We start from the raw sequence: 14,370 nt of genomic DNA, 5'->3' as shown, positions 1-14,370 counted from the left end.
CCGGGAGCAACCGTGACCGACCCGCACTACCGCCAGCCCGGCGTCGTCCTCACCGACCACCGCTTCACCGTGCCGCTGGACCACGCCGACCCCTCCGGGGAGACCATCTCCCTGTACGCCCGTGAGATCGTCGCCAGTGAGAAGGCCGGCCAGGAGCTGCCGTGGCTGCTGTACCTCCAGGGCGGACCGGGGTTCGGGGCGGACCGCAGCGTCGGACGGCCCGGGTGGCTGGCGAGGGCGTTGCGGGAGTACCGGGTGCTGATGCTGGACCAGCGGGGGACCGGGCACTCGACCCCGGCGACCCGGCAGACACTCCCGCTGCGCGGCGGACCCGGCGAACAGGCCGCGTACCTCACCCACTTCCGCGCCGACTCCATCGTCCGGGACTGCGAACTGATCCGCCGCGAGCTGACCGGCGACGCTCCCTGGACCGTCCTCGGCCAGAGCTACGGCGGCTTCTGCGCGGTCACGTACCTGTCGTTCGCCCCCGAGGGCCTCGCCGCCGCCGTCATCACCGGCGGCCTCCCCTCCCTGGACGCCCACGCGGACGACGTGTACCGCGCGGCGTACCCCCGTATGGAACGCAAGGTCGCCGCGCACTACGCCCGCTACCCGCAGGACGCGGAGCGAGCCCGCCGTATCGCTGAACACCTGGCGGACCATCCGCTGACCCTGCCGAACGGCGGCCTCCTCACGGTCGACGGCTTCCGCACGCTGGGCATCCTCCTGGGCGGCAGCGAAGGCAGCCACCGCCTCCACCACCTCCTGGAACACGCGTTCGTCCCGACGCCCGCGGGACGGACCCTCTCCGACGAGTTCCAGGAGAACCTCCAGGACCACCTGTCGTACGCGAAGAACCCGCTCTACGCGCTGGTCCACGAGTCGATCTACGGCCAGGACGACCGGCCGACGGCATGGTCGGCGGACCGGGTCCGGGACGAATTCCCGCAGTTCACCGGGGTGGACCCGGTCCTGTTCACGGGCGAGACGATCCACCCGTGGATGTTCGACACGGACCCGTCCCTGCGCCCTCTGAAGGAAACGGCGCACCTCTTGGCGGCCCGCACGGACTGGACCCCGCTGTACGACAAGGAGCGCCTGGCGCGGAACGAGGTCCCGGTGGCGGCGGCGATCTACCACGACGACCTGTACGTCCACACCGAGCACTCCCTGGAGACGGCAAGGTCGATCAAGGGTCTGCGGACATGGGTGACGGACGAGTTCGAGCACGACGGAATCAGAGCGGGAGGCCCGAGGGTCCTGGACCGACTGCTCGCACTCACGAGGGACGAGGCGTGATGACCACCCCATTGCAACCCATGCCCGACAACTGGCAGAAGGCGCTGGCCGTCGTGGCTCACCCCGACGACCTCGAATACGGCTGCTCAGCCGCCGTCGCCGCCTGGACGGACGCCGGCAAAGAAGTCACCTACCTCCTCGCCACCCGAGGCGAAGCCGGCATCGACACCCTCTCCCCGGCCGAGTGCGGCCCCCTCCGGGAACGGGAACAACGGGCGAGCGCGGCAGAAGTCGGCGTCACCTCCGTGGAGTTCCTGAACCACGAGGACGGCGTGATCGAGTACGGCCCACCCCTCAGGCGAGACATCGCGGCGGCCATCAGAACCCACCGCCCCGACCTGGTGATCACCCTCAACTACCGTGACACGTGGGGGGACATCGCCTGGAACACCCCCGACCACGTGGCCGTGGGCAGAGCGACCCTCGACGCGGCGGCGGACGCGGGCAACCGCTGGATCTTCCCGGACCTGGATCTGGAACCCTGGAACGGCGTCCGCTGGGTCGCGGTGGCGGGCTCGGCGACGCCGACGCACGCGATGGACGCGACGACGGGCCTGGACCGGGCGGTCGCGTCGCTGGTGGCACACCGTACGTACATAGAGGCACTGACGGACGAGGACCCGCAGATGTACGCGCGGACGTTCCTGACGGACGTGGCCCGGTCGGTCGGGGAACGCTTCGGCGGTCGCCCGGCGGTGGCGTTCGAACTCTTCGCACGATGACGGAAGGCACGACGGAAGGCACGACGGAAGGTACGGGGGAAGACATGCCCGACACGCTCGCGAACCGCTTCGAGGAGCAGCGTTCCCACCTCAGGTCGGTCGCCTACCGGATGCTCGGCTCGCTGAGCGAGGCGGAGGACGCGGTCCAGGAGACCTGGCTGAGACTGTCCCGCCAGGACCCGGCGGAGATCCGCAGCCTGCCGGCCTGGCTGACCACGGTGACGGGCCGCATCTGCCTGGACCTGCTGAACGCGCGGACGTCCCGCAAGGAACAGCCGATCGACGAGACGTTCGTCCCCGACCCGGTGATCACGCCCCTGACCAGGGAGGACCCCGAGGCGGAAGCCGTGCACGCGGACTCGGTCGGCCTGGCGATGCTGATCGTCCTGGACACCCTGGACCCGGCGGAGCGCCTCGCGTTCGTGCTGCACGACATGTTCGCGGTCCCCTTCGACGACATCGCGGAGATCGTGGAACGCCCCCCGGCGACGACCCGCCAGCTCGCGAGCCGGGCACGCCGCAAGGTGCGGGGCGCCACCCCGTCCGCACCGCCGGACCAGGCGCGCCAACACCGGGTCGTGGAGGCGTTCTTGACGGCTGCTCGGATCGGTGACTTCGACGCCCTGCTCGCCGTCCTGGACCCGGACGTCGTCCTGCGCGCCGACTCCGGCGCCCTGGTGGCCGGCCGGGCCGCGTCGAAGCTGGTCCGGGGCGCCGCGCGGGTCGCCGAACAGGCGCTGCTGTTCCGCGAGTTCGCCCCGTTCGGGCGGTTCGCCCTGGTCGGCGGAGAGGTCGGGATCGTCAACGTGGTGGAGGGGACGGTCCGTTCGGTCATGGGCGTCACGGTCGTGGACGACCGGATCGTGGCCCTGCACATCCTGGCCGACCCGGAGCGCGTCGCGCGGCTCGACCTGCCGGAGGGGATCGCCGGGTAACCGGTTCGCGGGAAAAGTGCGCAGGTCAGTAGGGTGGCGGGATGGAAGAGACGAAGCCCGAGCCCACTGACCTGCGCGGCGACTGCGGTAGCTGTTTCGGGCTGTGCTGTGTGGCGCTGCCCTTCACGCGCTCGGCGGACTTCGCCTTCGACAAGCCGGCCGGCACCCCCTGCCGCAACCTCCTCGCGGACCACACCTGCGGCATCCACGACCAGCTGAGGCAGCGGGGCTTCAACGGCTGCACGGTGTACGACTGCCTCGGCGCCGGCCAGAAGGTCTCCCAGGTCGTCTTCGAGGGCCGCGACGCCGGCCGCCGTATGCACGAAGTCTTCCCGGTCGTACGGCAGTTGCACGAACTCCTGGTGTACCTCACCGAAGCCCTCGCGCTGCCCGCCGCGCGTCCCGTGCACGCCGGCCTGCGCGAGGCGCTGTCCCGTACGGACGCGCTGACCCGGGGGACGCCGGACGAGCTGCTCGCGCTGGACGTCGCCGCGCATCGGCAGTCTGTGGCTCAACTGCTCTCCGAGGCCAGTGAGTTGGCGCGGGCCGGGGTGTCGGGGAAGAAGAAGCGGCGGCGGGGTGCGGATCTGATGGGGGCCCGGTTGAGGGGCGCCGATCTACGGGGGGCCGACCTCAGGGGGGCCTATCTGATCGCCGCCGACCTGACGGGCGCGGATCTGCGGGGTGCGGACCTGATCGGGGCGGATCTGCGGGATGCCGACCTCAGTGACGCGGACCTGAGCGGCGCGCTCTTCCTCCTCCAGCCGCAGATCGACGCGGCGCGGGGGAGTGCGGGGACGCGGCTGCCGGGGTCAGTCGGCAGGCCGGTGCACTGGACAGCCGGGGGCTGAGGCGGGGTCGGTGTCTGCGGCGTCGGTGTCTGCGGGGTCGGTGGTTGCGGGGCCGGCGTCTACGTGGGCCGGGGTCGCGGGGTCGGCGTCTTCGTGGGCCGGGGTTGCGGGGGTCGTCACGGTCTTGTCAACTGCCTTGTGCGGTACGCCTGTTCTGCGTTCGAGGCCCAGGCGCAGGCCCTCCGGCATCAGCGTCAGGCGTTCCGTCACCTGGAGGCGGTACGCGGGGTCGGCCCTCAACTCGTAGCGGCGCAGCAGGAGTCCGAGGACCAGCGTCGCCTCGTGCAGCGCGAACTGCCGTCCGATGCAGGCGCGTGCGCCCGTACCCCACGGCTTGAAGGTGTGCGCGGGCCTCGCGCGGACCGCCGCCGCGTCGAAGCGGTCCGGGTCGAACCGCTCGGCGTCCGGGCCCCATGCCTCGGGGTCGCGGTGCAGCACCGAGATCAGGACGAGCGCCCAGGCGCCGCGCCGCATCGGGTGCTCCCCGGCGAGCACGGTGTCCTCCAGCGCCTCCCGCGAGAACGCGGGCGCCGTCGGCCACAGCCGCAGCGTCTCGTCCAACACCCGCCGTACGTAACGGAGTTTGGCGACCTGCTCGTATCCCGGCGCCTCGCTGTCGCCCCACACCCGGTCCACCTCCGCGCGGGCGCGGGCGGCGATCTCGGGGTGCAGGGAGAGGTAGTGCAGGGCGAAGGAGAGTGCCCCGGACGTCGTCTCGTGCCCGGCGACCAGGAAGGTGATCACCTGCCGGCGCACGTTCTCGGCGGACAGCCGCTCGCCCGTCTCCGGGTGGGCCGTCTCCAGCATCCGGTCGAGCAGGTCGCCGTCCCCGCCGCCGCTCGCCCTCCGGGCGCGTACGAGGTCGTCGACGGTGTCGTTGAGGAACGCGATGTCGGCCTCGTTGCGTTTGGCCGCGCGCCTCAACAGGGCGGGAACCGGAAGGCCGTTGAGGCGTTGGGCGTAGCTGAGCGTGCCGACCATCGCGGTGACGAAGGGGTGCGGGCGGGTCCGCTCGAAGGAGCCGAAGTCGTGGCCGAAGCCGGTGCGGGAGATCGTCTCCAGGGTCAGCTTCGTCATGTCCCCGGGGACGTCCACGGTGGCCCCCTTCGCCGCCGCCCGGTCCCAGCCGGCGGTGAGGCGGGCCGCCACCTCCAGCATCATCGGGTGGTACGCGGCCATTGCCTCCCGGCTGAACCCCGGCGCCAGCACGTCATGCGCGAGCTGCCAGTTGGGCTCGTGGTTGTGCGCCGTGAACAGGCCGTCCCCGGCGATCGGGCGGAGGTTCGCGATGCCGAGTCCCACGTGCTTGGCGAACCGCGACTCGTCCGCGAGGTCGGCGGCCAGCCGTGCGCCGCCGACGAACACGAACTCCTTGCCGAACGCCTTGCGGCGGAAGATCGGGCCGAGTTCGGCGCCGAAGCGCATCGTGTCCTGGAGCGGGGTCCTGCGGTTCACGCCGCGTACGTCGCCGAGCAGCGGCAACCGGCCCTTCGGGTGCGGTATCCGGTGCAGTTCGGGCCAGCCCCGCGCGGCGTCGTGGAAGCCCTTGGGCAGGCCGGTGCCGGTGCCTGGCGTCGTCTCCGTCATGACGCGATCTCCCTTGATCCTGCGGCACATCGAGCGTGTTGTACGTGGGTTCAATAGCGGGTTCCAGTCTGATCCGCCTGTTGAACTCGCGTCAAGTAAGGTTCCGGCATGGCAGCGGAGCAGGGGGAGCGGGTGCGGCGCCGGCTCAGTACGCAGGAGCGGCGCGAACAACTGCTGTCGGTCGGCGCCCGGTTGTTCTCCGAGAGTCCGTACGACGAGGTGTGGATCGAGCAGGTCGCCGAGATCGCCGGGGTCTCGCGCGGGCTGCTGTACCACTACTTCCCGACGAAGCGGGACTTCTTCGCGGCGGTCGTCGAGCGCGAGAGTGCGCGGATGCTGCGGCTGACGGCGGCGGTTCCCGGCGTACCGGTCCGTGAGCAACTCTCCGCCGGGCTCGATGTGTTCCTCGGGTACGTCGAGGAGCATGCCCACGGCTTCCGTGCCTTCCACCGCGCCGACTCCGCCGGTGACCAGGCCGTACGGCGCGTCTATCAGCGGGCGCTCGCCGCGCAGGAGGGGCAGATCCTCGCCGCGCTCGCCGCCGACCCGGAGTTCGGGCCGCTCTTCGGGGAGCGTGCCGAGGTGCGGCTCGCGGTGCGGGGGTGGCTCGCGTTCATGACGTCCGTGTCCCTGGAGTGGCTGCGTGGGGGTGAGTTGTCGCGGGAGCAGGTGCGGGAGTTGTGTGCGCGGGCGTTGCTCGGTGTTCTGGTGTGAGGTGTGGGGCCGGGTGGGCTGTGCTTTTCGGTGAACCGGTGTGAGCCGTGCCTCGCTGGGGGCGGGTGGTTGGCGTGCGCCTCGATCTTCGGTAGGTTAGGTGAGCCTTACCTAAGGAGGTCTTCGGATGGATGACAACCCGAGCTGGACTGCCGCGCCTTCCGCGGCGCAACGCGCCCGGTCGATCCTCGCGACCGCCTGGTCCTGCGGGGTCACCGCGGACGGCGGACGTGAGGAGTTCGTCGGCGCCCACACCGTCACCGACGACGGCCGCGTCCTGCTGTGCGTGCCCGACGACAGCGCCCTCGTCACCGCCGCGATCTGCGCGCCGCGCGGCGAGCCCTCCGCGGTCCTGGAGTTCGCCGACGTCGCCCCCGTCCCCGTCCGAGGCCGCATCCGCTCCCGCCTCTGGCTCGCCGGCTGGTTCGTCCCCGAGGACGGGGTCCTCGGCTTCCACGCCACGCGCATCGTGCTGAAACAGCCCACGGGCGCGGTCGTGGTGGACCGCGACGAGTTCGCCACGGCCGCACCGGACCCCCTCGCCGGGGCCGAGGCCCAACTCCTCACCCACCTCGCGGACGCACACCCCGACGCGGTCGAACGCCTCACCCGCCTGGTCGGCCGCGACAGCCTCCACGGCGCCGTCCGCGTCCAGCCCCTCGCCGTGGACCGCCACGGGCTGACGCTCCGCGTCGAGCGGGCCCGTACGCACGGGGATGTGCGGCTGGCATTCCACGCACCGGCCGACGATGTGTCCCAACTGACGGAACGCATGCACGCGTTGCTGACCCAGGCGAGCGCGGCATCGTGCACCCGGACGTTGCAGAGGCAGCGGGAGGAGGGGTGAGGGCGCCTCGCGGCGGGCGGGGCCGTGTCAGAGAGGCAGTGCGCAGACCGGTATCGGTGAGGCGTACGGCGCGCCGGTCGGGGTGAGGGCGCCGGTCGTCGGGTTCACGTGGAAGACGGTGATGGTGCCGGAGCGCTGGTTCGAGGCGAACAGCAAGGCGCCGTCGGGGGAGAGGGAGACGTGGCGGGGGAAGTCGCCGCCCACCTCCACCGTGTCCAGCAGCCGCAGCCTCGCGCCGTCCGCCTCCACGCCGTACCTCGCCAACGTGTTGTCACCCCGGTTCGCGAGATACACGTACGACCCGTCCGGCGTCACCACCGGCTGGGACGGGTAGGTGGGGCGCGTCTTCGAGCCCGTCGACTGCGGCTCCCCGATCGTCAGGCGACCCGACTCCGCGTCGTACGCGCACACCGCGATGGTGTCGTCCAACTCGTTCGCCAGATACGCGTACCGGCCCCCGGGGTGGAACACGAGATGCCGGGGTCCTGCCCCTGAACGGGTCTGCGCGCGGGAGACCTCGGTGAGCGTCCCCGCGGTGGCGTCGAGCCGGTACGTGTAGACCGTGTCGGTGCCCAGATCCACCGCCAGCACATGCCGCCCGTCCGGCGTCGTCACGATCTGATGCGCGTGCGGCCCCTCCTGACCGGGCCCCGGCGCGGGCGAGTCGTGCGTCACGGACTGGGTACGTTCCCCCAGCTCGCCACCGTCCCCGATCGGGTGCACGGCCACACTCCCCGACCCGTAATCCGCGCTGAGCAGCCACTTCCCACTCGGATGCACCGACAGATGACAGGGATGCCGGCCCCCTGTCCCGCGGCTCCCCAACACCTGCCCGTCCGTGATCCGCACAGCGGTCACCGCGCCTCGCTCCTGCTCGTTCACCGCGTACAGGGTCCGCCCGTCCGGATGCACGGCCAGGAACGAGGGGTCCGGAACTCCGGTCACCGTCCTGCCGGACGTGATCTCCCCGGTCACCGGGTGATACGACGCGAACCCGATGCCTTCCCCGCCACCGTCCTGGGAGGTATAGGTGCCGACGTAAAGAGGCCGGGGTCCCTCAGCCGCAGGACTCGGGGAACCACTCGGCGTGCCGGCCGCGCTGGGCCCACCCGAGCCGGAACCCCCCACCGAGCCGGATTTCCCCACGACTCCCTCGGCCACAGCCTCCTGCCCCTCACCGGCACACCCCACGACCCCACCTCCGACCACAGCCCCCAACACCCCGGCGAACCGCCGCCTGCTCCACCCGCCACCCATCCCGCACCTCACATCCTCGCCACCACTGCCGTCAGCCACCATGACCCGCCGAGGCCCGAGGACGCAAAACGGGAGCGCCGAGGGGAACGTTTCCTGCCGCCTGCCGCCTGCCGCCTGCCGCCTGCCGCCTGCCGCCTGCCGCCTGCCGCCTGCCGCCTGCCGCCCGCCGTCATGCTCGGCGGGTCCTGTTCGGCATCGAGGGGGAGAGCCTCCATGTCGTGGCCTGCCGCCCGCTACCTGCCGCCCGCCTCTCAGCTCCGGAACTCCGCACTCCGCCACCAGTGCCACCCTCCCCTCAGCCGCTCCTCGTCCCGGTGATGCCCCGCCTCACCACTCCCCGTCCTCCACCCCCTTCCCCCGCGCATCCTTCAACGGCGTCACCTGCCCCGCCCCCGGCTCCTGCCACGCCTCCAGGTCGTCCCCGATCCAGTCGCCCACCGGCTTCACCCCGTCCAGCGTCCCGCTCGGTGGCAGGTCCGCCGCCTCCTCGTCGTAGTAGTCGAACCACGGCAACCCGGCCTGCGTGTACGCCGCGCGGTCCACCGGGGACGGCGGGGGAGCCTCGCCGGTGATGCGGTGCCATTCCGGGGGTGTGACGAGGTGGACGAAGAGGCGGGCCGCCGGGGTGGGGGACCAGTCCGTGAGCGGACGGTCGTCGCGGTAGACCTCCTGCCGCATGGAACCGCCGACACCGAGCCCCATCGCCGCACCCGCACGAGGCGCGGCGGCCATCGCGCGCATCGGACTCGCGGTGGTGTTCTCCGCGAGGAAACCGGTCGGTCCGAGCCGCTTCGAGTGCCGGCGCTGGGCCTCGCGCCAGACCTGGAGTCGCTCCTCCGTCAGCGTGAACGACTGGAGCTGGACCCCGCCCCAGGTCTCCTCGCCGGTGACCTGTCCCTCGACCGTCGCCCCGAGCCCCAGTGGCACGGCGACGAACTGGCGGACGGTCCCCTTCCCGGAGTTGATGCCGTCGAGCCAGGGCTGACGGGGGAGGACGACGTAGTTCTGGGGGTCCCGGGAGAGGTGGTCGCTCCACGGCTTCCCCGAGACCGCGCACACCTTCCCCACTCCGACCTGGAGCGCGCCCGGTTTCTGTGTCTCCGTGAAGTTCAGCCACATCGCCTCGCGCAAGTACATCGGCAGCATCACCCCGCCCCGGGCGAGCCAGTGCGCGGGCGCCGTGTCGGGATAGTCGGCGATCCGCCGCACCGGAAACTCCCCGAGCCCCGGAGGCAACGGGTGTGTCCCCGTCTCGGGCAGCCGCAGCGTACGCATGAACCGGACGGCCACCCCGCCGGGCATCCGCACCACGTCCCCGTCGATCCGAACCCTAGCCTTCACCATGACCCCGCTCCTTCCGCCGCCGTCCCGGCCCCGAGCCATCCCCAGTTGCCCAGTGAACGCCCGGCCCTCCCCACCCAGTTCCCCACCCTCACTCGATCACCCGTTCGGGTCAACCCCACTCCCCACCCCTGGCCTCGACCCTCACCCCTGGCCCTCGGCCCCCGGCTTGGTCCCCGGCCCCGGCCCCGGCCCCGGCCCCGGCCTTGGCCCCGACCCCGGTTCTGGCCTCTGGCCCCGGCCCTGGCTATGGCCTCTGGCCCCAACCCTCGGCCTCCGGCCTCCGGCCCTGGCCTCTGGCCCTCGGCCCCAGCCCTAGCCTCTGGCCCCACCCCCCGGCCTCCGGTCCTGGCCTCTGGCCCCGGGCCCCGGGCCCCGGTCTTGGCCTCCGGCCTCGGCACCGGCCCTGGCCTTCAGCCCCGGCCCTCGGCCCCGCCCCCATCTTCCAGCTACCCCCACCCCAAAACGGTGGTCAGCCGGATATCCCCCCACCCCCTTCCCAAGCCACCCTCCAACCATGAACCACCCCCGCTTAGCAGCCGCCGCAATCGCAGCCACCACCGCCACCCTCCTCACCCTCACCGCAACCCCCGCCACCGCAACCCCCACCCCCGACCCGGTCATCTCCACCCTCAACCACTCCGCCCACCCCCTCCGCACCCCGGAACCAGGCGGCAACACCCAAGACCTCCACGCCCTGGACCAAGCGATCGGCGACGCGCAAGTCGTCGGCCTGGGCGAAGCCACCCACGGCTCGCACGACTTCTTCGCCCTCAAGGCCCGAGTCTTCCGCCACCTCGTCGAGAAACAGGGCTTCCGCACCTTCGCCCTGGAAACCCCCTGGAGCACCGGCCGCCGCCTGGACGCGTACGTGGTCCACGGCAAGGGCGACCCGGAGCGGATCTTCAGGGAGGAGTTCCAGCGGGACTACCGCTGGTGGAACAACACCGACTACCTGGCCCTGGTCAAGTGGATGCGGACGTACAACATCCACCACCCCGACGACCCCGTACGCTTCCTCGGCGACGACATCGCCTGGACGGGACCCGAGGTGTACGACGAGGTCGAGCGGTACGTCGCCGAACACCACCCGGAGCTGAGCACGAGGCTCGCCGAGCTGTACGCGGGGCTGCGCCCGACCCGGCAGACGGGCGCGTACATCGAGGAGTACCTCGCCACCCCGTACGGGATCCGCAAGGAGCGCGCGGAACGGACCGCCCAGGCGCTGAAGCTGATCAAGGAGAAACCGTCCGGCACCGGATACGACATGGCCGTCCAGAACGCCACGGCCATCGACCGCACGGCGGGCCAGTACGCGTTCGAGTTCGAGCGCGGCCAGCCGGAGATCTCGGCAGGGATGGGCTACCGCGACGAGGCGATGGCGGCGAACGTCGCCTGGTGGGCCGCGCACACCGGCACCAAGGTCCTCCTGTCGGCGCACGACGCGCACATCGGGTACGTACCGGTGGACCCGGTCAACTACCCGAAGATGCAGGGCGCGTTCCTGAGGGACCGCCTCGGGGACGGGTACGTCAGCGTCGGGGTGACGTTCGGACGCGGCTCGTTCATGGCCACCGGCGCCGACGGGACGGCCGTCAGGCGGTGGACGGTCGGCCCGCCGGAGCCCGGCAGCAACGAGGCGGCCCTCGACCGCGTCCGGTACCGCAACTACGTCCTGGACCTGCGCACCGTACGCGCGCCCGCGCGGGAGTGGCTCCGTACGGCACGCCCCACGCGCAGCATCGGCACGGCCTACCCGGACGAGGGCCCCTCGGACGTCGCCCTCGCCCGCGCGCACGACGTGCTGATCCACCTCCACCGGGTGACGGCGGCCCGCCTGCGCGCGGAGTGAGTCAGACGGCGAGCTTGTCCAGGAACCCTGCCAGCAGCCCCGTCGTACGGGCGATCTGCTCCTCCACGGTCAGGCTCTCCTCGAACCGGCTGCCCGAGTCGGGGACCTTGCGGCCCCGGACGTACAGCGAACAGGCGAGGTCCGTGCACATGTAGACGCCGACGGAGTTGCCCTCGCGGCCCGCCGCGCCGGCCTTGCGCGCGGTCATCAGGGAGACGCCGCCGCCCCGGTGGGTCGTGAGGCACAGGGAGCACATGCTGCGGTGCAGGAAGCCCCGCTGGGACGACGGGAAGCGCAGAGTCACGCCGACGAGGCGGCCCGCGTGTTCGGTGACCAGGTAGCTGCGGTCGGGCGCGCCGGGGTCGCGCCAGCCGAGGAAGTCGAGGTCGTCCCAGGGGCGTTCGTCCAGGTCACGCGGGATCGCGAGCCGCTTGGCCTCACCTTTTGAACAGTTCACGAAGGAGTTGCGGATCTCGTGCTCGGTGAGCGCGCGCACGGTTAGCCTCCAGGGAGTTCGAATCCTGAACCTAGTGATCCTAGGTTCAGGGCTAGAGTAAGCAGCCGTCGTCAGGAGGTTCCAGTGGATTTCGCGTCCCCGCGCGCGCGTGCCGCCATCGCCCATGTCACCGCCCGCGCGTACGGGCCCGCCGTCCCGGTAAACCTGCGGATCACCCTGAATTTCCATCCCGACCGCACGACACGCGGAGAACCGATTCTGCGGGCTCTCTCCAGGGACGGCGCCTACCACTCCCAGTTCGTCACCGGCTCCAGCAACGGCGGCCTCACCGCGCACCCCGGGGGCGACCGCTGGCGCTGGGAGAGCCGGATCTTCGGCGGCGCGTACGACGACGCCGCCCCGCACGAACGGCCCGTCTACGGCGCGCTCGACTTCCGCCGCCAGGTCGTCGGCGCCGCCCCGCGCTTCGGCTCCTCCCACTTCCGCCTCACGGCCGACGCGCTCGCCCGCGCGACGTTCTGCTATCCCGACAGCGCCGCTGAACCAACCCGTTTCGGTGTCGCCGCGTCTTCCTCATTGATCGCCCTCGCGGAATCCGACGAACAGGACGCCCTCAACGACTACATCGAGACCCAGGTGCACGGCGGAGTCGACCTCGCGCGGGACGTCGAGGCGGTCGTCCTGGACGCCTGCTACCGGGGTACGCAGGTGGAGGCCGACGCCCGCCTCCTCCCGTGCCTCGTCGAATGGCACCCCGGCTACCGCCTCACCGTCGCGGAACTCCACGCCCACGCGGACTACCGGGGCGCCGAGTACGCCGCCCTGGCCGAGCAGATCGCGTCCGGCGGCCACATCGACCCCCGAGTGATCGGCGACGCGGCGCGCACGGGCCGGTACGAACTCCAGGACCTCAAGATGATCTGGCACACACTGGCCCGCTTCGGAGCCCCGGAGGGGGCGGGGACGGCGCGAACGGGAGCGGCGACGGCGCGTACGGGGGCAGGGACGGAGACGGTGCGGACAGGAGCGGGAACGGAGACGGACGACGCGGAACCGGCGGGCGCGGCGACTCCCGGGGCCTGAGACGGCGCATCTCTCACCAGATTCCGCACGCACCGAGCCCTGCGCTCGCCATCAGTCGAGCCTGCCAAGGCTCGTGCCCGTCAAGGCCCGCGCCCGTCAAGGCTCGTGCCCGTCAAGGCCCGCGCCCGTCAAGGCTCGTGCCCGTCAAGGCCCCGGCCCAGCCCCCTCCCCGCCTCTCCTCCCGTCACCACCCCGGCCCCCTATACCCCCTCCCCGCCGGCGGCCACGCCCCCGCCGTCAGTACCCCCTCCGCATAAGCCCGAGCCACCAGCTCCGTACGGTTCGCCGCCCCCCACCGCGCCGACAGCCGCCGCAGGTGATAGCTCACCCGGTCCGGTGTCAGCCCCGTCTCCCGCGCCGTGCGTGCCGTGGTCGCGCCTCCGGCGAGCAGCGCGAGGATGCGGGCCTCGACGGGGGTCACGGCCTCGGAGGGGCCCGTGCGGGCGGGCGTCTCCTCGCCGAGGACCCGCAGTATGACCAGCAGCGCCGGGGTCATGCCGACGCTGTCGCTGACGGGGTCGGCGGTGAGTTCGCCGTGCCGGACCCGGCCGCCGGGCGCGTCCCACCGTACGGAGACCTGGTAGCGGGACCGGTGCCGCAGGCGCAGCGCCTGGGCGATGCGTTCGACCTGTACCGCCTCGACGGGCCGGAACGGGTCGAGTACGTCCAGCCCCTTCAGCCGCCCCGGCGTGGACCCGCACTCGGCGGCCATCACCGGATTCGCGAGCAGCACGGCGCCGTACACGTCGCAACTCCTCACCCACTACGCCGAGTTGCAGAACCGCCCGACCGCCGCCCAGCGCGCCGCGCTCGCCGCCGCCAACCCCTGCCCGCCCGAACGAGCCGCCCTCGTCGCCCTCACCGACGACGACCCGCGCACCCTGACCGAGCTGATCGAAGCGAACCCGGCGCTGCGCGGAGTCCTCGACTGGCCGGGGCTCCTCGATCCGCTCACGCCGTTGCGCCCCCGCCACTACTCCATCTCCTCCTCGCCCGCCACCGACCCCGGCCACGTCGACCTGATGGTCTCCCTCCTCGACGCCCCCGCCCGCCCTCTGCTACTTCGGCTGCGACGCCCCCGGCCCGACTACCTGCACGCCGAGGAACTGCGCGCCGCCGACACCGTCGGAGCCGTCTCGATCCGGCCCGCCTTCAGCGCCGGACCCGACGGCCGGTTCGTCCAGCACCGGATCGCCGCCGAAGGCGAGGAGGTCTGGAAGCCGCTGGCCGAAGGCGCCCGCGTCCACGTCTGCGGCGACGGGTCACGCATGGCTCCCGGAGTGCGGGACGCGTTCCGTACGCTGTACCGGGATCACACGCCGGACGCCGACGAGGCGGCGGCCGAGACCTGGCTCAACGAGCTGATGACGAACGGGCGTTACGTCGAGGACGTGTACGCCGCGAGCTGACCGGAAGGGCGCGGGG

At 72.0% G+C, this 14,370-nt stretch carries 13 protein-coding genes and 1 pseudogene; 9 read left to right on the top strand and 5 right to left on the bottom strand.

Annotated elements, in window-relative coordinates; genetic code table 11:
- Positions 1-12: 12 nt before the first annotated feature.
- From ACQCO7_RS04025 to ACQCO7_RS04010, 4 genes are read left to right on the top strand one after another with little or no spacing between them, the layout of a single operon-like run.
- On the top strand, positions 13-1,299 hold the full coding sequence (locus ACQCO7_RS04025) for an alpha/beta fold hydrolase (RefSeq protein WP_464070483.1): 1,287 nt from the start codon (positions 13-15) through the stop codon (positions 1,297-1,299).
- Complete coding sequence (locus tag ACQCO7_RS04020) at positions 1,299-2,021, top strand: PIG-L deacetylase family protein (RefSeq protein WP_464070482.1); 723 nt, start codon at positions 1,299-1,301, stop codon at positions 2,019-2,021. The genes ACQCO7_RS04025 and ACQCO7_RS04020 overlap by 1 nt, the downstream gene beginning before the upstream one ends.
- Before the next feature lie 44 nt (positions 2,022-2,065).
- Positions 2,066-2,956, top strand: a complete 891-nt coding sequence (locus ACQCO7_RS04015) for a sigma-70 family RNA polymerase sigma factor (RefSeq protein WP_464070481.1) — start codon at positions 2,066-2,068, stop codon at positions 2,954-2,956.
- Positions 2,957-2,997: 41 nt separating this feature from the next.
- Entirely contained in the window at positions 2,998-3,807 is an 810-nt protein-coding gene (locus tag ACQCO7_RS04010) for a pentapeptide repeat-containing protein (RefSeq protein WP_464070480.1), read from the top strand.
- Here ACQCO7_RS04010 and ACQCO7_RS04005 read toward each other — a convergent pair.
- The gene (locus ACQCO7_RS04005; RefSeq protein ID WP_464070479.1) at positions 3,769-5,394 is read right to left on the bottom strand and encodes a cytochrome P450; all 1,626 of its coding nucleotides are present in this window, start codon (positions 5,392-5,394) and stop codon (positions 3,769-3,771) included. The two genes, ACQCO7_RS04010 and ACQCO7_RS04005, sit on opposite strands and share 39 nt — an antisense overlap.
- Before the next feature lie 108 nt (positions 5,395-5,502).
- On the opposite strand from ACQCO7_RS04005, the gene ACQCO7_RS04000 reads away from it, so the two are divergent.
- Both ACQCO7_RS04000 and ACQCO7_RS03995 read left to right on the top strand, forming a co-directional pair.
- Positions 5,503-6,108 carry a TetR/AcrR family transcriptional regulator gene (locus tag ACQCO7_RS04000; protein ID WP_464070478.1) on the top strand — a complete coding sequence of 202 codons (606 nt, stop codon included), beginning with the start codon at positions 5,503-5,505 and terminating at the stop codon, positions 6,106-6,108.
- A gap of 127 nt (positions 6,109-6,235) precedes the next feature.
- A complete protein-coding gene (locus tag ACQCO7_RS03995) occupies positions 6,236-6,955 on the top strand; it encodes a DUF2470 domain-containing protein (RefSeq protein WP_464070477.1) in 720 nt (239 codons plus the stop codon).
- Positions 6,956-6,982: 27 nt separating this feature from the next.
- Here ACQCO7_RS03995 and ACQCO7_RS03990 read toward each other — a convergent pair whose 3' ends face one another.
- Both ACQCO7_RS03990 and ACQCO7_RS03985 read right to left on the bottom strand, forming a co-directional pair.
- Positions 6,983-8,254, bottom strand: coding sequence for a lactonase family protein (locus tag ACQCO7_RS03990; RefSeq protein WP_464070476.1), 1,272 nt, complete (start codon positions 8,252-8,254; stop codon positions 6,983-6,985).
- A gap of 285 nt (positions 8,255-8,539) precedes the next feature.
- Positions 8,540-9,556 carry a hypothetical protein gene (locus tag ACQCO7_RS03985; RefSeq protein ID WP_464070475.1) on the bottom strand — a complete coding sequence of 339 codons (1,017 nt, stop codon included), beginning with the start codon at positions 9,554-9,556 and terminating at the stop codon, positions 8,540-8,542.
- A gap of 514 nt (positions 9,557-10,070) precedes the next feature.
- Here ACQCO7_RS03985 and ACQCO7_RS03980 point away from each other — a divergent pair.
- Positions 10,071-11,405: an erythromycin esterase family protein gene (locus tag ACQCO7_RS03980; protein ID WP_464070474.1), complete on the top strand. Its 1,335-nt coding sequence runs from the start codon at positions 10,071-10,073 to the stop codon at positions 11,403-11,405.
- 1 nt (position 11,406) lies between these two features.
- Here ACQCO7_RS03980 and ACQCO7_RS03975 read toward each other — a convergent pair whose 3' ends face one another.
- On the bottom strand, positions 11,407-11,901 hold the full coding sequence (locus tag ACQCO7_RS03975; RefSeq protein ID WP_010359707.1) for an FBP domain-containing protein: 495 nt from the start codon (positions 11,899-11,901) through the stop codon (positions 11,407-11,409).
- A gap of 84 nt (positions 11,902-11,985) precedes the next feature.
- On the opposite strand from ACQCO7_RS03975, the gene ACQCO7_RS03970 reads away from it, so the two are divergent.
- A complete protein-coding gene (locus tag ACQCO7_RS03970; protein WP_464070473.1) occupies positions 11,986-12,945 on the top strand; it encodes a DUF3626 domain-containing protein in 960 nt (319 codons plus the stop codon).
- Between the two features lie 184 nt (positions 12,946-13,129).
- Here ACQCO7_RS03970 and ACQCO7_RS03965 read toward each other — a convergent pair whose 3' ends face one another.
- Complete coding sequence (locus ACQCO7_RS03965) at positions 13,130-13,705, bottom strand: helix-turn-helix transcriptional regulator (protein ID WP_464070472.1); 576 nt, start codon at positions 13,703-13,705, stop codon at positions 13,130-13,132.
- Here ACQCO7_RS03965 and ACQCO7_RS03960 point away from each other — a divergent pair.
- Positions 13,695-14,354, top strand: a pseudogene (locus ACQCO7_RS03960) (ferredoxin reductase domain-containing protein); the annotation flags it as partial. The gene ACQCO7_RS03965 and the pseudogene ACQCO7_RS03960 sit on opposite strands and share 11 nt — an antisense overlap.
- Between the last annotated feature and the right edge of the window lie 16 nt (positions 14,355-14,370).

Source organism: Streptomyces saintjeani (genome assembly GCF_055409605.1).
This window is presented reverse-complemented; position numbering and strand designations above follow the sequence as displayed.